We start from the raw sequence: 19629 nt of genomic DNA, 5'->3' as shown, positions 1-19629 counted from the left end.
TCCCCAAAGGAAGCCCATGTCCAAAGCCCAAGACTTCGTGCTGACCCTGTCCTGCCGGGACACCAAGGGCATCGTCTATGCCGTCTCCGGCCTGCTCTACCAGGCCGGCTGCAACATCATCGACTCGCAGCAGTTCGGCGACGTCCAGGATCCGGACGGCACCGGGCTGTTCTTCATGCGCGTGCATTTCCAGGCGCCCGATCACCTCGCCGACGTGGCCACGCTCGACCGGCTGTTCGTCAACGTGCGCCAGCAGTTCGGCATGGACGCGCGCTTCCACAGCCTCGCGCGCAAGCCGCGCCTGCTGCTGATGGTCAGCAAGCACGGGCACTGCCTCAACGACCTGCTGTTCCGCTGGCAAAGCGGCCAGCTCGACGTCGAGATCCCGGCCATCGTCTCCAACCACCCCGACTTCGCCGAGCTCGCCGCGAGCTACGGGCTCGAGTTCCACCACCTGCCGCTGCCCACCGGCAGCGCCGCCGAGGTCAAGCGCGCGCAGGAGCGCCAGGTCGAGGCGCTCGTCGAGCAGCAGGAGATCGACCTCGTCGTGCTCGCGCGCTACATGCAGATCCTCAGCCCCGAGTTCTGCGCCTTCCTCAAGGGCCGCGCGATCAACATCCACCACAGCTTCCTGCCGAGCTTCAAGGGGGCCAAGCCCTACTACCAGGCGCACGACCGCGGTGTGAAGCTGATCGGCGCGACCGCGCACTACGTCACCGCCGACCTCGACGAGGGCCCGATCATCGAGCAGGACGTCGAGCGCGTGGACCACTCGCTCAGCCCCGAGGACTTCACCGCGGTCGGCCGCGACGTCGAGTGCGTCGTGCTCGCGCGCGCGGTGCGCTGGCACGTCGAGCACCGCGTGCTGATGAACGGCCACAAGACGGTGATCTTCAGGTAAGGAACCGGACCGCGCCATGCCCAGCCCCAAGCCCCCGCCGGCCTCGCCGGACCACACCGAGCTGCAGTTCTACGAGGCGCTCCAGCAGGGCGACCTCGACCGGCTGATGTCGCTGTGGGCCGACGACGAGGAGATCGTCTGCGTCCACCCGGGCGGGCAGCGCCTCGTCGGCAGCGAGGCGATCCGCGCCGCCTTCGACGCGATGTTCTCGCAGGGCGCGGTGCCGGTCTACCCGGAGCAGGTGCGGCGCGTGCAGACGCTCGACAGCGCGGTGCACAGCGTGCTCGAGCGCGTGCAGACGCTCGGCCCCGACGGCGAGCCGCACACCGGCTGGGCACTGGCGACCAACGTCTACGTCAAGACCCCGCTCGGCTGGCGCATGGTCTGCCACCATGCCAGCCCGAGCGTCACGCGCGAGCTGGCCGAGGTCACCGAGCAGCCCGTGCTGCTGCATTGAGCCTCGCGCTCGAGCCCTCGGCCGGCCTGCCGGGCTGGCGCCCGCCGTTCTGGCTCGGCGGCGCAGGCGTCCTCGGCGGCCACGCGCAGACGATCTGGCCGGCGCTGTTCTCGCGCCGCTACGAGGGCGAGGCGCCGCGCTGGCGCCGCGAGCGCTGGCACACGCCCGACGGCGACTTCGTCGACGTCGACCACCTCGTCGCCGAATCCCCGCTGCCCGGGCGTGCGCCCTGGCTGGTGCTGTTCCACGGGCTCGAGGGCTCGTCGGCCAGCCACTACGCGCAGGCCTTCGCGCACTGGGCGCGCATGCACGGCTGGCACTGCGTGGTGCCGCACTTCCGCGGCTGCTCGGGCGAGCTGAACCTCGCGCCGCGCGCCTACCACTCGGGCGACTTCGAGGAGCTCGGCTGGATGCTCGCGCGGCTGCGCGCGCAGCACGCCGCTCCGATGGTCGCGGTGGGCGTCTCGCTGGGCGGCAATGCGCTGCTGCGCTGGGCGCAGGAGGCGGGCGCGGAGGGCACGCGGCTCGTGCGCGCGGTCGCGGCGGTCAGCGCGCCGGTGGACCTCGCCGCGGGCGGGCGGGCGATCGGGCGGGGCCTGAACCGGCTGCTCTACAACCGCATGTTCCTGCGCTCGATGCGGCCCAAGGCGCTGGCCAAGCTCGCGCAGCACCCGGGGCTGTTCGACGCCGAGAAGCTGCAGGCGGTGCGCGACCTCTACGAGTTCGACAACCTCTTCACCGCGCCGCTGCACGGCTTCCGCGACACCGAGGACTACTGGGCGCGCGCCTCGGCCAAGCCGGGGCTCGCGTCGATGCGCCACCTGCCGGCGCTGGTGCTCAACGCCCGCAACGATCCCTTCGTGCCGGCCGAGTGCCTGCCCGGGCCGTCCGGGGCGGGCCCCGCGGTCACGCTGTGGCAGCCGGCCTGCGGCGGCCACGTGGGTTTTCCGGCCGGGCGCTTTCCCGGGCACGTGATGTCCCTGCCCGCGGCGGTGATGGACTGGATGCGGCGTCAACTCTGAGGGAGGATCGGGGCATGGACGAGATCGTCAAGGCGGCGCTGAAGAAGTGGCCGAACGTGCCGCATGCCTGGGGCTGGCTCGCGCTCGACGCGCGCGGCGACTGGTGGCTGCGCGACGAGGCCGCGCAGGCGGCCGGCCCCTTCCCGCGCTCGAGGGGCAGCCGCGTCGAGCACGACGTGCTGCGCGAGTTCATCGGCCGCAACTACGCCGCCGACGAGCGCGGCGCCTGGTTCTTCCAGAACGGGCCGCAGCGCGTCTACGTCGAGCTGGAGGCGGCGCCCTGGGTGTGGCGGCTGCACGAGCAGGCTGCGGGGGCGGCGCCGCGCCTCGTCTCGCACACCGGGCGCGACGCGCGCTTCGAGGCCGCGCTGCTCGACGAGCAGGGCCGGCTCTTCCTCGCCACCGACCTCGGCCTCGGCCTCGTGCATCCGCAGGACATGCACCTGGCCGCCGCCGCGGTCGAATCCGGCGCCTGGCCCGTGCAGGAGCTGCCCTTCGCGGAGCTGCCCGGGCGCCACGGCTACCGCCTGAGTCCCGAGCAGGAAAAATCGACCTGACCCCCGCGAGGCAGGGGGGGCGCCGCGCCCTGCGGGCATGAAGCGCTGGCTAGAGTAGGGATTCCTTGGGAGGGGGATCCACGATGCCGCTCGGCCGCTTGCGCCGCCTGCTGTTCGCGGGACGCCGCTACGGCGCCCGCTCGTGGCAGGACCTGCTGCGGGCGCCGGCCGGCATCAGGCTGATCTCGACGCTGGCGGGGCTGCTGCTGCTCTCGCTCACGGCGCTCGCGACGCAGGCGCAATGGCGCGCCGAGCTGCACCAGCAGCAGGTGCTGGTCGGCGAGCGCCTCAACGGGCTGCAGGCCCAGCTGATGCAGCGGCTGCCGTCGGCGCTCGCGCTCAGCGAGGGCCTGGGGCGGATCATCGCGCTGCGCGGCGGCATCGACCGGGCGCTGTTCATGGAGCTCGCCGAGGGTTTCACGCAGGGCGAGGCGCTGATCCGCGGCGTGTCCCTGATCCGCGGCAGCAACACCGTCCCGGCCTTCGCGATCGACGAGCCCGTCTCCGGGGCCGCCGAGGCCGATCCCCGGCGGCACCTCGACGCCCTGGCCGCCGTGCGGGCGTCCCGCCGAAGCCTCACGACCGGACCGGTGGCCCTGGGCCCCGACGACGAGGTCCTCGTCGCCTACACGCCGGTGTTCCTGGCGATGCCGCACAGCGCGTCCGAACGGGATCGCTACTGGGGCACGGTCGCGGTGCTGATCGACGCGCGGCAGTTCTTCGAGCGCCTGCGGCAGGCCTCGGCCCAGGTCGGCCTGCGCGTCGCGATGCGGGCATTGCACGGCGGGCCCGCGGGTGGGGACGCGGTGCTGTGGGGCGATGCGGCGCTGTTCGGCCAGCCGCACGTGGCGTTGCGCATGTCGCTGCCGGGCACCGGCGAATGGGAGCTGGCGGCGCGTCCCGAGGCCGGCTGGCGGCAGTGGAGCGAGCCAACCGCGATGCTGGCGGTGCTCGGCGCGCTGATGAGCATCGGCTCCGGGCTGCTGGTGCATGTGACGCTGCGCAGCCGGGCCCGCATCCGTTTCATGGCCTTCCACGACGCGCTGACGCGGCTGCCCAACCGCCGCATGTTCCAGGAGCAGCTGGGCGAGGCGCTGCTGCGGGCGCGGCTCGACGAGGCGCCCGGGGCGCTGCTGCTGGTGGACCTCGACGGCTTCAAGGCGATCAACGACCGGCTCGGCCATCCCGCGGGCGATGCCGCGCTGCGCCAGCTCGCCCAGCGCATGCGCGACGAGGTGCGCGCGCCGCACCTCGTCGCGCGCACCGGCGGCGACGAGTTCGCGGTGCTGCTGCGCGGGGTCGAGCGCCTGCCCCAGGCGGCCGACGTCGCCCTGCGCCTGATCCGCAGCCTGTCCCAACCGCTCGACCTGGAGGGCGGCAGCGGGCAGGTGGGCGCGAGCATCGGCATCGCGCTGTTCCCGCACGACGGCTGCGACATGGCGGGCCTGCTGATGCGCACCGACGAGGCGCTCTACCACGTCAAGCAGAACGGCCGCAACGGCTACGCCTGGGTCGGCGAGATACGCCCCGTGCAAGGGGAGGCGGGCGCGGGGGCGAGGCCACCCGCGGAGGGTGTGCCGGGACGAAAAAAAGCCGGCCCCTGAGGGCCGGCCTTTCGTGAGCGAGAGGCGAGCGCCTGCTTACTTCACGGTGCCGATCATGTACTCGACGGCGGCGCGGATCTCGGCATCGGAAGCGGTGCTCGCGCCGCGCGGGGGCATCGCGCCCTTGCCCTTGATCGCGCTGGCGCTCAGGCCATCGAGGCCCTGGCCGAGGCGGGGCGCCCAGCCGGCCTTGTCGCCGAGCTTCGGCGCGCCGGCCACGCCGGCGGTGTGGCAGGCGGCGCAGGCCTGCTTGTACAGCGCTTCGCCGGCGTTCGCCGTCGCGGCCGGTGCAGCGGGCGCCGTCGCTGCGGGTTGCGCCGCTGCGGCAGCGGGCTGGGTGGGCGGCGGGGACGGGGGCGCGGCCTGCGAGGGCGCGGCCGGGGCCGGGGCGCCGGCAGGGGCGGCCGGCTCGGCCAGCTTGCCGCCGGAGTTGTTGGCCATGTAGACCACCGCGCGGGCGACCTCGTGGTCGCTGAGCGCGCCGCCGGCCTGCGGCGGCATCGCGCCCTTGCCCTTCAGTGCCGAGGCGAGCAGCGTCTCGAAGCCCTGCGAGATGCGCGCGCCCCAGGCGCCGGCATCACCCACCTTCGGTGCACCGGCCGCGCCACTGGTGTGGCAGGCGGCGCACTGGACCTTGAAGGCCTCTTCGCCGGTGCGGACTACGGCGGGGCCCGAGGCGTCGCGCAGCTCGACGTGGCCGACCGGCTGGATGCGCAGCGCCACCGCCTCCTCGCTGAGCGCGTTGCTGCCCGCGCCCGACTTCTGGCCCGTGGCGACGTAGGTCACGAGCAGGCCGATGCCGACGATCGGGATCAGGAACGCGAAGATCACCGCCCACATCAACTGCTTGGGGGTCCTGATCGGGCCTTCGTGCGGGCCGTCGTGTTCCTGGTTGAGATCGGACTGAACGCTCATGAAATTCCTCGGACAGCGAGTGGTAAGTGAGGCGGAAGAAGTGACACCCTTTACCGGATCGGCGGGCGCAAAACTTCGGATTATAGGCAGTGGCCCTCAAAAACAGAGGGTTTTTTCTATTTGTCCTGCTAGAATGGCTGTGCTGTTGCGCCCGTAGCTCAATGGATAGAGTACTGCCCTCCGAAGGCAGGGGTTGCTGGTTCGATCCCAGCCGGGCGCGCCAACCTTCCATTCCTTGCGGATCGACGCTGCCATGCCGCCTTCGCGCGCATCCGGGCCGCCGGTCTCCGAAAACTCCCTGAAAGTCCTCGTTTCCTGTCGTCCGGCGCAAGCCGCCCGGCAGGGGGCAATGTTTTCCGGCATTGCATCCATGAGGCCGGAGCCGGGGCGAACGGGCGGTGGCAAGGCGCCGGTGCTCGATCCGCGCCGCGGGAGCGGAAGGCCGCGAGCCTCGCTTTCGCCTGCCTGTGCCCTGCGGAAGACACGGCACAGTCCGGGAACGCGACCGCAGCCCTCATGCTCCCGCTCCTGCCACAGACGTACCCAAGATGCAGGCTTTACCGACCGAGGGACTTGATTCGCCGCTGAATCCTTTGCAGGACGTGTGCGAGAACGCGACCGTCGCGCTGTTCGTGATGGACGAGCGCCAGCACTGCGCCTACATGAACCGTGCCGCGGAGCAGCTCACCGGCTTCACGCTCGCGGAGGTGCAGGGCCGTCCGCTGCACGACTTCGTGCATCACCACCGCCCCGACGGCTCGCCCTACCCGCTCGAGGACTGCCCGATCGATCGCGCCGCGCCGCAGAACAACCAGGAGCGCGGCGAGGAGGTGTTCGTGCACAAGGACGGCAGCTTCTACCCGGTGGCCTTCACCGCCAGCCCGATCCGCCGCGACGGCCGCGTGGTGGGCACCGTCATCGAGGTGCAGGGCATCGCCGCGAGGAAGCAGCAGGAGGCGGAGCGCGAGGCGATGCGCCGCATCGGCCTGCTGATCCTGCAGGAGCTCGAGGTCGAGAAGATCGCGCAGGCCGTCACCGACACCGCGACGCAGCTCACCGGCGCGCAGTTCGGTGCCTTCTTCTACAACCTCATCGACGCGAAGGGCGAGAGCTACACGCTCTACGTGCTGTCGGGCGTGCCGCGCGAGAGGTTTTCCAACTTCCCGCTGCCGCGCGCTACCAAGGTGTTCGAGCCGACCTTCCATGGCAAGGGCCCGGTGCGTCTCGACGACGTGCAGCGCGACCCGCGCTACGGACAGATGGCGCCCTACCACGGCATGCCGTCCGGACACCTGCCGGTGCGCAGCTACCTGGCGGTGCCGGTCAAGCTCGGCGACGGCGAGGTGGTCGGAGGGCTCTTCTTCGGCCACGAGGCGACGGGTGTCTTCACCGCCGAGCACGAGCGGCTGGTGGAGGCGCTCGCGGCGCAGGCGGCCATCGGCGTGAACAAGGCCAAGCTCTTCGAGGCGGCCCACCAGGCGCGGCTGCACGCCGAGCGCGAGGCGCAGGAGAAGGACCGGCTCTACAAGGAGGCGGCCGAGGCCAACCGGCTCAAGGACCAGTTCCTCGCCACCGTCTCGCACGAGCTGCGCACGCCGCTGACCTCGATCCTCGGCTGGACCAAGATGCTCGCCGGCGGGCGGCTCGGGCCGGAGATGGTGCAGCGCGCGATCACCACGATCGACCGCAATGCGCGCGCGCAGGCGCAGATCGTCGAGGACCTGCTCGACATCTCGCGCATCGTCAGCGGCAAGCTGCGGCTGAACGTGCAGCTGTTCTCGCCCTCGCAGGCGATCGAGGCGGCGGTGGAGGCGGTGCGCCCCGCGGCGGTCGCCAAGGACATCCGGCTGCAGCTGCTGGTGGACCCGCAGGCCGGGCCCATCTCGGGCGACCCGGAGCGGCTGCAGCAGATCGTGTGGAACCTGGTGGCCAACGCGGTGAAGTTCACGCCCAAGGGCGGACGCGTGCAGGTGACGGTCGAGCGGGTGAACTCGCATGTCGAGCTCGCGGTGCGCGACACGGGCGCGGGAATCGAGCCGCAGTTCCTGCCGCACATCTTCGAGCGATTCACCCAGGTGGACGCCTCCACCACGCGTGAGCACGGCGGGCTGGGGCTGGGGCTGGCGATCGTGCGCCAGCTCGTGGAGATGCACGGCGGCACCGTCACCGCGCACAGCGAGGGCGCGGGCCGCGGCGCGGTGTTCACCGTGTGCCTGCCGCTGGCGCCGGTGCAGGCGCCGCAGAGTTCGTCCGAGCCGCGCGTGAACCCGCGCGCGCTCAGCACGCTCGGCGCCGAGGAGATGGAGCGCTACGGCCTCGAGGGCTGCACGGTGCTGCTGGTGGAGGACGACGACGACGCACGCACACTGCTGGCCTCGGTGCTCGAGAGCAGCGGCGCAAGCGTGGCGGCCGCGGCCTCGGCCGACGAGGGGCTGTCGCTGGCCGAGGGGCTGGAGCCGGGCGTCGTCATCAGCGACATCGGCATGCCCGGGCGCGACGGCTACGAGTTCATCCAGGAGCTGCGCCGGCGCGAGCGCGCCGCGGGCCGCGCGCCGGTGCCGGCCATCGCGCTGACCGCCTACGCGCGCGTCGAGGACCGGCTGCGCGCGCTGTCGCACGGCTTCCAGATGCACGTGGCCAAGCCGGTCGAGCCCGCCGAGCTGCTCGCCGTCGTCTCGAGCCTCAGGGGCTGGCGGCCGGGCTGAGCGCATGGTCGCCTTGCCGAGCCGCCTCCGCCATCCCGGGGGCGCTGTCCCGTCGCTGCGCTACCGGCTGTTCTGGCTCGCCGCGGCGGCCCTGCTGCCCTTCGCCCTCGTGGCGGCGCTGGCGATCGCCGAGATCGCCGCGGAGCGCCGCGCCGAGACCCGGCTGACGGCGATGGAACTGTCCCGGATCCTGATCCATTCGGTGGATGCGGAGCTGCGGCGCACCATCGCGGTCCTCGAGGTCCTGGCGCAGTCCCCGGAACTGGAGCGCGGCGAGCTGCAGGCGTTCTACGAGCGCTGCCGGCGGCTCGCGCAGCGCCAGCCGCACTGGCGCAGCGTCTCGCTGACCGACGCGGGCATGCACCGCGTCTTCAACACCGGCTTTCCCTTTCCCCCGCCGCCGATCGACATCGTCGATCCGCCGAGCTTCCAGCGCACGGTGGCGACCGGGGCGCCGGTCGTCGGCGGGGTGCGGACCTTCCGCGGCAGGTGGGCCTTCACGGTCCGCGTGCCGGTGCTGCGCGACGGCAAGGTGCGCTACGTGCTGAGCGTCCCGGTCGATCCCGCCGCGATCCACGCGGTGCTCGTGCGCCAGGGCATCGCCGAGGACTGGACCGTGGCCGTCTACGACGAGAGCGGTCTGCGCGTGGCCCGCTCCCGGGCCCACGAGGAGAGCGTCGGGGCGCGCGCGACGCCGTCGCTGCAGCGCCTGATGCAGGGCGCGACGCCCGAGGGCTCCGGCATCGCGACCACCGTCGAGGGCGAGGCGGTCCACACCGGCTTCAGCCGGCGCAGCGAGTTCGGCTGGTCCGTGGTGGTCGGCCTGCCCGACTCCCGGGTGCGCGCGGTCCTGCGGCGCCAGACCCTGCTGCACGCCGGCGGCCTCCTCGTCTCCTGCCTGCTCTGCATCTCGCTGGCGTTCCTTGCGTCGCGGCGCGTCACCGGGCCGATGGCCAGCCTGCGCGAGGCGGCGCGCGCGCTCGGCCGCCGCGAGCCGCTGCCCGAGGTGCGCTCGGGGGTGCGGGAGATCGACGAGGTCGCCGCCGCCCTCGCCGCCGCGCTGAAGGAGCTCCAGTCCTCCGAGGCGCAGCGGGAGGCGCTGCTGAAGGCGACGGAGGCCGCGCTCGCGCGTGCCGAGGCGGCCGGCCGCGCCAAGGACGAGTTCCTGGCGGTCCTCGGGCACGAGCTGCGCAACCCGCTCGCGCCGATCGTCACCTCGCTGCACGTGATGGAGCGCAAGGGCGACACGGCGACGGCGCCGCAGCGCGCCCTCATCCGCCGGCAGGTCGCCCAGATGACGCGGCTCGTGGACGACCTGCTGGACGTCTCGCGCATCACCTCCGGCCGCGTCGAGCTCAAGAGGGCGCCGCTCGACCTGAACGCGGTGGTCGAGCGCGCCGTGGAGGCGGCGGCGCCCGCGCCGGGCGCCGCCGCCCCGCGGCTGTCGGTGCGGCTCGCCGATGTGCCCGCGCGCGTCAGCGGCGACGAGGTCCGGCTCGTGCAGGTGGTCTCCAACCTGCTCGTCAACGCCTTCAAGTTCACGCCGCCCGACGGGCGCGTCGAGGTCGAGGTGCGGGCGGGCGGCGAGCGGGTCGAGGTGCGGGTGACCGACAGCGGGCGCGGCATCCCGAAGGAGTTCCTGCCGCGGGTGTTCGACCTCTTCACGCAGGCGTCCCGCGAGGGCGAGCGCACCTCCGAGGGGCTGGGGCTCGGCCTGGCGATCGTCAGGAGCCTGGTCGAGCTGCACGGCGGGCAGGTCGGCGTGCACAGCGAGGGGCCGGGGCGGGGCAGCTGCTTCACGGTGACGCTGCCGGCGGCGAGCGAGCCGGCGGCAGTGCCTGCCGCGCCGCACCCTGCCGCTGCCGTGCGCGGCGAAGGCCGCATCCTGGTGGTCGACGACAACGTCGACGCGGCGGATTCGCTCGCGACCTGGCTCGGCATGCACGGCTACGAGGTCCGCACCGAGCACCATCCGGAGGCCGCGCTGCAGGCCCTCGACGCCTTCGTGCCCGATGTGGCGATCCTCGACATCGGCCTGCCCGGCATGGACGGCTACGAGCTGGCGCGGCGGCTGCGCGCGCATCCCGCCGGGGTCGGTGCCGCGCTGCTGGCGCTGACCGGGTACGGGCAGGCGTCGGACCGGCAGCAGGCGCTCGACGCGGGCTTCGACCTGCACCTCGCCAAGCCGGTCGACGCCGAGCGGTTGCTGTCGGTGCTCGCGTCGCTGCGCGCCGGGGGGGGCTAGCCGCAGGCGCAGTCCCGGCGCAGCGGCTGCTGGATGTCGGGCCGTGCACCGGCAGAGGGGGGCTCGCAGTCGCGCAGGCCCGGGTTCCTCCTCCCCGCTTCCGGGGATCGAAGGCCGGGAGGCGCTCGACGAACATGGACGGACCCGACCGAGCCGCAGCTCGTCGACGGAGGTCCCGCATGCCGCATCCTGCCCGCAGACCCTTCGGCCCCGCCCTCGGCGCGGCGCTCCTGCTGCTTGCCTGCCTGCCGACGGCCGCAGGAGCCGGGGACGGGCCCGAGCCGCCCTCCGTGGCGGCGGTCGAGCGCGCCGCCGGCGACGCGAGGCCCGCCGGCGCAGGACGGGGCGAGGCGAGCCGCCCGCGGCGCCTCCAGGAGATCGCGTCACGCGGCGCCGGGCTGCGCGAGCAGGGGGATCTCGAGGCCGCGCTGGCGGTGCTGGAGCAGGGGCACGACGAGATGCTCGGCCGCGACGAGGGCGCCGCCCCGCTGCAGGCCTATGTCGACGGCCTGCGCCTGCAGGCCGAGTACGGCATGACGCTGGTCCAGCTCGGTCGGGTGGCCCTCGGCGAGGAGTTCATCGCCACCGCGCGCCGCACGGTCGAGCTCGCCCATGCGCGGCGCGAATCAGAGGGCTCGCCCGACGAGGCGTCCTCGCGGCTCGCCGCCGCGGGCCTGCGCGAGGGCGAGGCGCTGGAGACCGCGCTCGCCGACTTCTACGCGCGGCGCATCGAGGCACCGGTCGCGGGGCTGGACGCGCAGCTCGCGAGCCAGCGCATGATCGAGGCCTCGCGCCGCGCCGAAAGCTGGGTGCTGAGGCGCGCGCTGGCGCAGGAGGGGGGCGACGCGTCCGGGCAGGTCCCGGCGCAGCGCGTCGCCGACCTGCGCCTCGCGCTCGCGCGTGCGCTGCTCGCCGCCGGCCGGCGCGAGGATGCGGCGGCGGAGTTCGTCGCCGCGGCGGCGCTCAGCTGCATGCAGGGTGGCGTGCCCGGCCAGCAGCGCTGTACCCGCGCCACGCTCGGCTGGACCGAGGCGGCCGGCGCGACGGATCCGCCGCATGCCCGCTGGCAGGAGGCGCTCGGCTTCGACGCGGCAGGCCCGGGCCGCTCGCCCGATCCTTGAGGGGGCCGCAGGGCAGGTGGACAGGACGTGCGCGCCGTCACGGCCTGCCCGGCTGGTGCGCGACCGGTGCCCGGCCCCGGGGGCGGCGGCACCCAGGCGAAGGATGGCGGTGCGCCGCCCCCTTGCTACAAGGAAGCCATGCTGACCCTGCTCGGAATCGTCGTCGGAACGGTCGTGGTCGTCGCCCTGATCCTGCGCCACGCGCAACTGCTCCTGTGCGAGGAAGACGAGTCCGGGTGAGGCGAGACCCGGGCGGCAAGCTCAGGAGGCCGGGAGCGCGGCGTCCCGCGGCACGCCGGCCGGGGCGGGCGGCAGCGGCGGCGCGTCCCGGAGACACGGCTCCAGCAGCGCCTCGACCGGCTGCGGGCGCGACAGCAGGAAGCCCTGCATCAGCTCGCAGCCCATCTGCACGAGCCGCGCGCGCATCGCCTCGGTCTCCACGCCCTCGGCGACGACCTGCATGTGCAGCGCGTGCGCGACATCGATCATCGACTGCACCATCGCCACCGCCTCCTCGCTGCTGCCGAGGTCGCGGATGAAGCTCTGGTCGATCTTCAGCTTGCTGCACTGCAGGCGCCGCAGGTAGCTCAGCGAGCTGTAGCCGGTGCCGAAGTCGTCGATCGCCAGCGCGTAGCCGCGCTCGCGCAGCGCGCGCAGGATCGAGCCGGGCTGGCTGATGTCCTCGAACACCGCGGTCTCGGTGAGCTCGAACTCGAGCTGCGCGGGCGTCAGCGCGAGCTCGTCGAGTGCCGCGAGGAAGCGCTGGCGATGGGCGGTGCGCCGGAACTGGTGCGAGGACAGGTTGAGCGCGATGCGCGGCAGCGGCACGCCCGCGCGCCGCGCCGCGTCGAGGTCGCGCCGCACGCAGTGGAGGGCCGCGAGGCCGAGCTCGGCGATCAGCCCGCTCGACTCGGCCAGCTCGATGAAGCGGCTTGGCATCACCGTGCCGCGCACCGGGTGCTGCCAGCGCAGCAGCGCCTCCATCGAGACGACGCGCCCGCCCGCATCGAAGATGCGCTGGTAGTGCAGGTGCAGCTGCCGCGCCTCGATCGCAGCGCGCAGGTCCGCCTCGAGCGACAGGCGGGCGCGGATCTCGTCGCCGAGCGCGGGCGAGTACAGGCGCCAGGCGTCCTTGCCCTCGCGCTTGGCGAGGTACATGGCGGCGTCGGCGCACTGCATCGCATCGTCGGCCGTGGCGGCGTCGTGCGGCAGCAGCGCGACGCCGACCGACACGCTCACCCTCAGGCGCCGCCCCTCGAAGTCGATCGGCTCGGGAATCCGCCGCACCAGGTCCTCGGCGATGCGGCCGGCCGCATCGAGCGGCTGGTCGCCGGCGTCGAGCAGCAGCGCGAACTCGTCGCCGCCGAGCCGGGCCACGATGCCGCCGGGGGCGACGCGCTCGCGCAGCCGCTGCGCCACCACGCGCAGCACGCGGTCCCCGCCCGGGTGCCCGTGGGTGTCGTTGATCTGCTTGAAGTTGTCGAGGTCGATGAACAGCAGCGCGTGAGCGCGCGCCCCCGGGGCCACCGCCTGCTCCAGCGCGTGGTGGAAGGCGGCGCGGTTGGGCAGGCCCGTCAGCGCGTCGTGCAGCGCCATGTGGCGCGTGTGCTCCTCGGCCGCGCGCACGCTCGCGCGCAGGCCCCGCGAGGCGAAGCGCAGCAGCACCATCGCCGCGGCCATGATGCCCAGGCCGCCGGCCGAGAACTTCGCCACGTCGCGCAGCACCGCGTCGCGGCTGCCTTCGAGCACCAGCCAGCCGACCTGGCGCTGGTCGATGCGCACCGGCTGCGCGACGGTCTCCAGCCCGGCCAGCGCCGACACCCAGTCCTTGCGGTCCTCGCGCTCGTATTGCGCGACCAGGCGGCCGTCGTCGTGCAGCAGCCGGGCCGAATGCACCTGGGGCGCGGCGGCCAGCACCGCCAGCAACTGCGCCGCCTCGCGCGCATCCTCGAACACTAGCGCCGCGGTGGCGCCCTGCCCGACGATGCGCGCCTGCGTGGCGAGCTCGGCCGAGAAGCGCTGCGCCAGCGAGAGGTACTGCAGCGCCGCCATCACGCCGGCCCACGACAGCATCACGGCAATGAAGAGCAGGGCCGCGTACCGCTGGCGATGCCGCGGGCGGGGAGGGAGGGCCGCGACCTCATGCATCCTTCACGCGGCGCGCGAGGCGCAGCAGTTGCGGGCTGATTTCCAGGCCGGCTGCGCGCGCCGCCTGCAAGCCGACGTCGAAGGCGACCTGGCCCTGCTCGGTCAGCAGGTTGAGCATCACGCCGCGCTCGAGCAGGCCCTGCGTGTCTCCGATCAGCAGCAGCCCGGGGCGTCGCGGCAGCGTCGCCATCGCGGCGGTCTGGCCGCCCAGATAGAGCGCGTGGCAGCCCCCCAGCTCGTCGAGCGAGACGGAGCGCGTGCGCAGCGCCAGTCCCGGCGGCGGCCGGTTCCCCGGAGCGCCGAGGGCCGCGGCGAGCGGCGTCTCGTCGAGCAGGCACAGTTCGAGCGCCTGTCCGGACGCCAGCAGCTTCGGCGGCCATTTCACGAACAGCAGCACGCGCTGCAGCACCTGCGCCTTCAGCACGGCCTCGCCGGCGGGGCTGCCCGCCGCGGGCAGGCAGGCGAGCAGCGGGAGCACGAGGGCCAGCGCCGTGCGCGACAGGACGTTCTTCATCACCCGTGCGTCAGGAAGCGGGGCGGGACAGGCCCGGTGGCGGTCGCGCTCGCAGCGTGAGCGGCAGCGGTGCAGCAGCAGGACGGACGGGGCATCGGCATCGGAGCGGGCGGGATCACACTGCGGCTGCGGGATAGGGAGCAGGGCCTAATGTAATAAAAAGTGTATAAGAGTAACTGCTGGATTCTTAATTTTTCACTTTCATTGCGCTATCGTGCGCAGCGGACTCGTCATTGATGCAGGGTGTTCTCATGTTCGGTGTATCTCCAAGCCTCGGGCGGGCGCGCAGGGACCACAGGGGGTGGTTGCTGGCGCCGGCGGTGCTCTTCCTTGCCGGCTGCGCCTCTGCGCCTCCCGTGTCCGAGGCGCCGCTCGATCTGGACGAGCCCCCGGCCACGCTGGCGCGCGGCGATCACGGCATGGGCAGCGTGGCCCTGCCGGCAGCGAGCCATGCCGCCCCGATCCCGGGTGCCGTGCCGCGCGTCGAGTCCCCGACACCGGGGGCGAACAACCCCTACACCGTGCTGGGCCGCAGCTACGTGCCGCTCACCGGCGATCCCGAGTTCCGCCAGCGCGGCGTCGCCTCCTGGTACGGCAACAAGTTCCAGGGCCGGCGCACCAGCAGCGGCGAGCCCTACGACATGTACAAGATGACGGCGGCGCACCCGACGATGCCGATCCCGAGCTACGCGCGCGTGCGGCACGTCGCGAGCGGGCGCGAGGTGATCGTGCGCATCAACGACCGCGGCCCCTTCCACAGCGACCGCGTCATCGACCTGAGCTACAGCGCCGCGCAGCAGCTCGGCCTCCTCGGCGGGGGCAGCGCGATCGTCGAGATCGAGCGGCTCACGAACGAGTCGATCCGCGCCGGCGCATGGCGCCGCGATGACCCGGCGGTGGCGACCTCGTTCCCGGTGCCGGCTTCCCCGCCGCCCGACTACCAGCCGGTGGTGCCCGTCGCCGCGCAGCCTGCCAGGACCACCGCGTCGGCGCAGGCACCGTCGCCCGGCTACTGGCTGCAGTTCGGCGCCTTCCAGCAGCGCGACGGCGCCGAGCGCTTCCAGCGCCAGCTGGCCGGTCAGAGTGGCACGCTCGCGACACGGCTGAAGCTGTTCAACGACGGGAAGCTGTTCAAGCTGCAGGCCGGCCCCTACCGCACGCACCAGGAGGCGGCGGTGGCCGCGCGCCAGGCGCGCGATGGGCTGCACCTGACGCCGATGGTGGTGCGCCAGCGCTGAGCGGCCGCCCGCTCACGCCGCTTCCCGCACCACCCAGACGTCGCAGGGCGCGTCCATCGCCATCTGCAGGCTCACGCTGCCGAGCACCACGCGCTCGAGCGCCGACTTCTCGCCCGCCGACAGCGCGATCAGGTCGGCCTGCATGCGCTGCGCCTGCTGTGCGATCACGCGCGGCGCGTGGCCGTGCACGACGCGGCAGCTGCCGGGCAGGTCGCTGAAGCCGGCACTGCGGGCGAAGGCGCCGAGCTCGAGCTGCAGCGCCGCCTCGGCGCGCGCGCACCAGGCCTCGAGCTGCGCCGTCTCCACCCCCGCGTAGCGCAGCTTGCTCTCGTGCGGCAGCTCGTAGGCGTGCAGCAGGCAGCTCGCCGCCGCGGGGAAGAGCTGCCGCAGCCGGCGCGCGGCCGCGAGCGCCTGCGCCGACAGGTCGGTCGGCAGCAGCAGGCGTGCATAGCCCTCGGCTGGCTCGGCGCGCACCAGCAGCAGGTCGGTCTCGAGCACGCGCAGCAGCTGCTCGGCGGTGGTGCCGAGCAGCATCTGCGGCAGCGCATGCTCGCCGTGGGCGCCGACGACGACGAGCTGCGCGCCGCACTCGCGCGCGCGCGCCGCGATCGTCTCGGCCGCGCGGCCCTCGCGCAGCTGCGCGCCGACGGCGATGCCGAACTCCTGCCGCAGCGCCTCGCACTGCGCCTGCAGCCGCGCGCGGCTGCGCGAGCCCAGCGCCGCGTCGTCGCCGGCGAGCCCGAGGTCGGCCAGCAGCGGCTGCAGCGAGCGCCACACGCTGCCGGGCAGCGGCGGCTCGTGCACGTGCAGCAGCTCCAGCGCCGCGTCCTGCGCGCGCGCCAGCATCGCGGCGCGGCGCACCGCGCGCTCGCCCGCGGCGGAGAAATCCGTGGCCACCAGCAGCCGGCGCAGCCCTGCGGCAGCGCCGCGGTGCGCCTGCTCCGCGGCGGTCCCGGAAGGGGCGGGGGCGGCGCTTTCCGCCGCCGGCGCGGCGGGGGGGATCGGGTTCATGCGGACACCTCCTGTCTGTCGTCGCGGCGCTCGGGCGGGGGCGCCTTCCCGGCGTCCGCGCGCAGCTCGCGGCACAGCCGCGCCGCCGCGAGGTCGGCCGCGTCCCGGTAGGGCGTGAGCACATGCGCGATGCCGCAGTGCTGCAGGCGCTGCGCGTTCGCCTCGGTATGGGCGGTGGCCGCGAAGGCCGCCGTGCTGCCGCGCGCCTGCAGCGCGCGGGCCAGCTCGATGTTCAGCTCCGCATGCGCCAGCGTGCTGACGACCCAGCGCACCTCGCGCAGCGGCAGCGTGTCGAGGAACTCGCTGTCCTCGACGTCGCCGAAGACCAGCGGCAGCCCGGCGCGGCGCGCGCCCCGGATCACCTCCGGGTCCGAGTCGACCGCCAGCAGTGGCACGCCCGCCTCGGCCAGCCGCTGCGCGAGGCGTTCGCCGTAGCGGCCGACGCCGAACAGCAGCACCTGCGGCGCCTGCGGCGGCGGCCCGCCCTCGAGCGCCATCTCGCGCACCGGCCGGCGCCGCTCGAAGACGCCGAGCCACGGCCGCAGCCGCTCGTACAGCGCCTGCGAGTACAGGATCATGTAGGTGGACAGCCCGATCGTCACCAGGCCCACCAGCGTCACGAGGCTCAGGGCCTCGGGGCCGACATGCCCGAGCCCGATGCCCATCGCGACGAAGATGATCGAGAACTCGCTGATCTGCGCCACCGTGAGGCCGGCGAGGAAGCCGGTGCGCTTGCGATAGCCCATCCAGCCCATGATCGCCATCACGATCAGCGGGTTGCCGACCAGCACGAACAGCGACAGCGCCAGCGCCTCGGGCAGCTGCGAGCCGAGCGCCGACAGGTCCAGCCGCGCGCCGAGGTCGATGAAGAAGAACAGCAGCAGGAAGTCGCGCAGCGGCGTGAGCCGGCTGCTCAGCGCCTCGCGGAAGGGATTGGAGGCGAGCGAGAAGCCGGCGAGGAAGGCGCCGATCTCCTTGCTGAAGCCGAGCGACTCGCCCGCCGCGGCGAAGCCGGTGCCCCAGGCCACCGCGAACAGCAGCAGCAGCTCCTGCGACGCGGCGATGCGCGGCATCAGCCGCGGCAGCACGTGGCGCATCAGCAGCGCCACGACGGCCAGCGCCAGCCCCACCTTCAGCGCGATCCCGGCCAGCGCGAGCCACCAGGCGCCGTCGCCGCCCGCGCGCTGGCTGCCCAGCACCATCATCGCGATCACCACCGCGAGGTCCTGCACGATCAGGAAGCCCATCGCGATGCGGCCGTGCAGCGCGTCGATCTCGCGCTTGTCCGACAGCAGCTTGACGATGATGATCGTGCTCGAGAAGGTCAGCGCCACCGCGACGTAGAACGCCGTGAGCGTCTCCATGCCGAAGGCGAGCGCGAGCGCGAAGCCGATCACGATCGTGAAGAACAGCTGGCCGAGCCCGGTGGCGAGCGCCACCGGCCCGAGGTTGCGCACCAGCTGCAGGTCGAGCTTCAGCCCGACGACGAACAGCAGCACCGTGATGCCGATCTGCGCCAGCAGGTCGATCTGGTGGTGCGCGCTCACCCAGCCGAGCACCGCCGGGCTCACCAGCAGGCCCAGCAGGATGTAGGCGAGGATCAGCGGCTGGCGCAGGCGCAGCGCGGCGAGGCCGAAGGCGGCGCCGAGCAGCAGCAGCAGGGCGAATTCCTGGTAGACGTCCATGGGCGGGCGGCACTTCCGGGCCGGCCGCCGGGCGGCATCCCCGCCGTCCCGTCGCCGGCCGCACGGGGAGCCCAAAGGCTAACAGGGCTCGCGCCGCGGCCGCCTCAAGAGGCTGGCGCGGACGCGGATATGTTGACGCGGGTCAAGGGCGCGGCACGGCGCGCTCAGCCGTCCGCGCCCTGGTCCTCGCTTTCGTTGCTCTCGCGCCGCAGTTCCAGCGCGCGCTCGTAGAGCGCGTTGCGCGGCGCGCCGCTGAGCTCGGCCGCCAGCGCCACCGCCTGCTTCAGCGGCAGCGCCGCAAGCAGCGCGCGCAGCGCCGGCTCGGCACGCACCAGCGGCGCCTCGGCCGCCACCGGCTGCCCGTGCAGCACCAGCACGAACTCGCCGCGGCGGCGCTGCGCGTCGGCGGCCAGCCACGCGGCGAGCTCCCCCGCGGCCATCGCCGCGACGGTCTCGAACTGCTTCGTGAGCTCGCGGCAGACGGTGAGCGCTCGCGCCGGGCAGACCTGCGCCAGCGCGGCGGCGAGCGCCTCGATGCGGTGGGGGGCCTCGAACAGGATCTGTGCCACGGGGCGCGCGGCGATCTCGCGCAGCGCGGCCTCGAGCTCGCGCGCCTTGGGCGGCAGGAAGCCGACGAACTGGAAGCCGCCGCTCTGCACGTCGCCCGCGACGCTCAGCGCTGCGAGCGCCGCGCTCGCGCCCGGCAGCGGCACCACCGCGTGGCCCGCGGCATGTGCCATCGCGACCAGCCGCGCGCCGGGGTCGCTGACCGCAGGCGTGCCGGCGTCGCTGACGAAGGCGACGCGCTCGCCGGCGGCCAGCCGCGCCAGCACCTGCTGTGCCGCCTCGCGCTCGTTGTGCTCGTGCAGCGCCAGCAGCGGCTTGTGCAGGCCGTAGTGGCGCAGCAGCGCCGCGCTGTGGCGCGTGTCCTCGCAGGCCACCGCATCGACCAGCGACAGCACGTGCAGCGCGCGCAGCGTGATGTCGGCGAGGTTGCCGATCGGCGTGGCCACCACGTAGAGTGCGGAGGCGGGATGGTGCTGGCCGGCAGCGGCCTGCGCGGCGGCGCGCAGCAGCAGGGAGGAGGGGGCCTCGGGGATGGTCACGACGACAAGGCAGCTCGGTGAGGCGGGGGAGGATCGCGCGCTGACGTACCTGCAGCGCGCGGGCTTGAGGCTGGTGCAGCGCAATTATCGCGTCGCCGCGGGGCCCGGCGCGCGGGCCGGCGAGGTGGACCTGGTGATGCGCGAGCGCGACGGCACGCTGGTCTTCGTCGAGGTGCGCTGCCGCAGCCGCACGAGCCACGGCGGCGCGGCCGCGAGCGTCGGCCTGCACAAGCAGCGCCGGCTGATCCATGCCGCACGCTGCTTCCTGCTGCGCTTCGCCGCGCCGCCGCCCTGCCGCTTCGACGTCGTCGCGATCGACGGCGAGCGGCTCGAGTGGCTGCGCGCGGCCTTCACGGCCGACTGAAGGGCTGCGGTGCGGCGGGGGCCGGGCGGGGCTGAC

General features: G+C 73.7%; 16 protein-coding genes and 1 tRNA gene. 11 read left to right on the top strand and 6 right to left on the bottom strand.

Annotated elements, in window-relative coordinates; translation table 11 throughout:
* The first annotated feature begins 16 nt into the window (after positions 1–16).
* The 5 genes from purU to D3A59_RS01545 all read left to right on the top strand — a co-directional run bounded on the left by purU (position 17) and on the right by D3A59_RS01545 (position 4541).
* Complete coding sequence (purU, locus tag D3A59_RS01565; protein WP_119153179.1) at positions 17–901, top strand: formyltetrahydrofolate deformylase; 885 nt, start codon at positions 17–19, stop codon at positions 899–901.
* Between the two features lie 16 nt (positions 902–917).
* The gene (locus D3A59_RS01560; protein WP_119153178.1) at positions 918–1358 is read left to right on the top strand and encodes a YybH family protein; all 441 of its coding nucleotides are present in this window, start codon (positions 918–920) and stop codon (positions 1356–1358) included.
* The gene (locus tag D3A59_RS01555; RefSeq protein ID WP_419187225.1) at positions 1355–2380 is read left to right on the top strand and encodes a YheT family hydrolase; all 1026 of its coding nucleotides are present in this window, start codon (positions 1355–1357) and stop codon (positions 2378–2380) included. The genes D3A59_RS01560 and D3A59_RS01555 overlap by 4 nt, the downstream gene beginning before the upstream one ends.
* Positions 2381–2394: 14 nt before the next feature.
* Complete coding sequence (locus D3A59_RS01550; RefSeq protein WP_119153177.1) at positions 2395–2937, top strand: DUF2946 family protein; 543 nt, start codon at positions 2395–2397, stop codon at positions 2935–2937.
* An 83-nt stretch (positions 2938–3020) separates the two neighbouring features.
* Entirely contained in the window at positions 3021–4541 is a 1521-nt protein-coding gene (locus D3A59_RS01545; protein WP_119153176.1) for a diguanylate cyclase domain-containing protein, read from the top strand.
* 36 nt (positions 4542–4577) lie between these two features.
* On the opposite strand, the gene D3A59_RS01540 is transcribed toward D3A59_RS01545, so the two are convergent.
* Positions 4578–5456 carry a c-type cytochrome gene (locus tag D3A59_RS01540; protein ID WP_119153175.1) on the bottom strand — a complete coding sequence of 293 codons (879 nt, stop codon included), beginning with the start codon at positions 5454–5456 and terminating at the stop codon, positions 4578–4580.
* Positions 5457–5603: 147 nt separating this feature from the next.
* Here D3A59_RS01540 and D3A59_RS01535 point away from each other — a divergent pair.
* From D3A59_RS01535 to D3A59_RS01520, 4 genes are all read left to right on the top strand, one after another.
* Positions 5604–5679, top strand: a tRNA-Arg gene (locus D3A59_RS01535).
* 325 nt (positions 5680–6004) lie between these two features.
* Entirely contained in the window at positions 6005–8161 is a 2157-nt protein-coding gene (locus D3A59_RS01530) for a PAS domain-containing hybrid sensor histidine kinase/response regulator (protein ID WP_119153174.1), read from the top strand.
* Positions 8162–8174: 13 nt separating this feature from the next.
* Complete coding sequence (locus D3A59_RS01525; RefSeq protein ID WP_170162268.1) at positions 8175–10406, top strand: hybrid sensor histidine kinase/response regulator; 2232 nt, start codon at positions 8175–8177, stop codon at positions 10404–10406.
* Between the two features lie 179 nt (positions 10407–10585).
* Complete coding sequence (locus tag D3A59_RS01520; protein WP_119153172.1) at positions 10586–11527, top strand: hypothetical protein; 942 nt, start codon at positions 10586–10588, stop codon at positions 11525–11527.
* A 261-nt stretch (positions 11528–11788) separates the two neighbouring features.
* On the opposite strand, the gene D3A59_RS01515 is transcribed toward D3A59_RS01520, so the two are convergent.
* Complete coding sequence (locus D3A59_RS01515) at positions 11789–13600, bottom strand: putative bifunctional diguanylate cyclase/phosphodiesterase (RefSeq protein WP_170162267.1); 1812 nt, start codon at positions 13598–13600, stop codon at positions 11789–11791.
* 67 nt (positions 13601–13667) lie between these two features.
* Positions 13668–14189 (bottom strand): YfiR family protein, encoded by a 522-nt coding sequence (locus tag D3A59_RS01510; RefSeq protein ID WP_119153170.1) that lies wholly within the window; start codon positions 14187–14189, stop codon positions 13668–13670.
* A 356-nt stretch (positions 14190–14545) separates the two neighbouring features.
* Between D3A59_RS01510 and D3A59_RS01505 the strand changes: the two genes are divergently transcribed.
* Entirely contained in the window at positions 14546–15427 is an 882-nt protein-coding gene (locus D3A59_RS01505; RefSeq protein WP_157991347.1) for a septal ring lytic transglycosylase RlpA family protein, read from the top strand.
* A gap of 12 nt (positions 15428–15439) precedes the next feature.
* On the opposite strand, the gene D3A59_RS01500 is transcribed toward D3A59_RS01505, so the two are convergent.
* The 3 genes from D3A59_RS01500 to rsmI all read right to left on the bottom strand — a co-directional run bounded on the left by D3A59_RS01500 (position 15440) and on the right by rsmI (position 19229).
* Positions 15440–16438 carry a universal stress protein gene (locus D3A59_RS01500; protein WP_119153168.1) on the bottom strand — a complete coding sequence of 333 codons (999 nt, stop codon included), beginning with the start codon at positions 16436–16438 and terminating at the stop codon, positions 15440–15442.
* Positions 16435–18123: a cation:proton antiporter gene (locus D3A59_RS01495; RefSeq protein WP_119153167.1), complete on the bottom strand. Its 1689-nt coding sequence runs from the start codon at positions 18121–18123 to the stop codon at positions 16435–16437. Before D3A59_RS01495 ends, D3A59_RS01500 begins: the two co-directional genes overlap by 4 nt.
* Before the next feature lie 164 nt (positions 18124–18287).
* On the bottom strand, positions 18288–19229 hold the full coding sequence (gene rsmI / locus D3A59_RS01490) for a 16S rRNA (cytidine(1402)-2'-O)-methyltransferase (protein WP_240635882.1): 942 nt from the start codon (positions 19227–19229) through the stop codon (positions 18288–18290).
* Between rsmI and D3A59_RS01485 the strand changes: the two genes are divergently transcribed.
* Positions 19222–19593 carry a YraN family protein gene (locus tag D3A59_RS01485; protein WP_119153166.1) on the top strand — a complete coding sequence of 124 codons (372 nt, stop codon included), beginning with the start codon at positions 19222–19224 and terminating at the stop codon, positions 19591–19593. The two genes, rsmI and D3A59_RS01485, sit on opposite strands and share 8 nt — an antisense overlap.
* Positions 19594–19629: the final 36 nt, after the last annotated feature.

The organism is Caldimonas tepidiphila (genome assembly GCF_003569765.1).
GTDB classification, from domain to species: Bacteria; Pseudomonadota; Gammaproteobacteria; order Burkholderiales; family Burkholderiaceae_C; genus Caldimonas; species Caldimonas tepidiphila.
The sequence above is the reverse complement of the archived record's forward strand: the minus strand, read 5'-3'. Positions and strand labels throughout refer to the sequence as shown.

What these genes read in the sequence shown, in the direction of transcription:
- purU (WP_119153179.1), top strand. Translation starts at nt 17, where the DNA reads ATGTCCAAAGCCCAAGACTTCGTGCTGACCCTGTCCTGCCGGGACACC.
- D3A59_RS01560 (WP_119153178.1), top strand. Translation starts at nt 918, where the DNA reads ATGCCCAGCCCCAAGCCCCCGCCGGCCTCGCCGGACCACACCGAGCTG.
- D3A59_RS01550 (WP_119153177.1), top strand. Translation starts at nt 2,395, where the DNA reads ATGGACGAGATCGTCAAGGCGGCGCTGAAGAAGTGGCCGAACGTGCCG.
- D3A59_RS01545 (WP_119153176.1), top strand. Translation starts at nt 3,021, where the DNA reads ATGCCGCTCGGCCGCTTGCGCCGCCTGCTGTTCGCGGGACGCCGCTAC.
- D3A59_RS01540 (WP_119153175.1), bottom strand. Translation starts at nt 5,456, where the DNA reads ATGAGCGTTCAGTCCGATCTCAACCAGGAACACGACGGCCCGCACGAA.
- D3A59_RS01530 (WP_119153174.1), top strand. Translation starts at nt 6,005, where the DNA reads ATGCAGGCTTTACCGACCGAGGGACTTGATTCGCCGCTGAATCCTTTG.
- D3A59_RS01520 (WP_119153172.1), top strand. Translation starts at nt 10,586, where the DNA reads ATGCCGCATCCTGCCCGCAGACCCTTCGGCCCCGCCCTCGGCGCGGCG.
- D3A59_RS01515 (WP_170162267.1), bottom strand. Translation starts at nt 13,600, where the DNA reads ATGCTGTCGTGGGCCGGCGTGATGGCGGCGCTGCAGTACCTCTCGCTG.
- D3A59_RS01510 (WP_119153170.1), bottom strand. Translation starts at nt 14,189, where the DNA reads ATGAAGAACGTCCTGTCGCGCACGGCGCTGGCCCTCGTGCTCCCGCTG.
- D3A59_RS01500 (WP_119153168.1), bottom strand. Translation starts at nt 16,438, where the DNA reads ATGAACCCGATCCCCCCCGCCGCGCCGGCGGCGGAAAGCGCCGCCCCC.
- D3A59_RS01495 (WP_119153167.1), bottom strand. Translation starts at nt 18,123, where the DNA reads ATGGACGTCTACCAGGAATTCGCCCTGCTGCTGCTGCTCGGCGCCGCC.
- D3A59_RS01485 (WP_119153166.1), top strand. Translation starts at nt 19,222, where the DNA reads ATGGTCACGACGACAAGGCAGCTCGGTGAGGCGGGGGAGGATCGCGCG.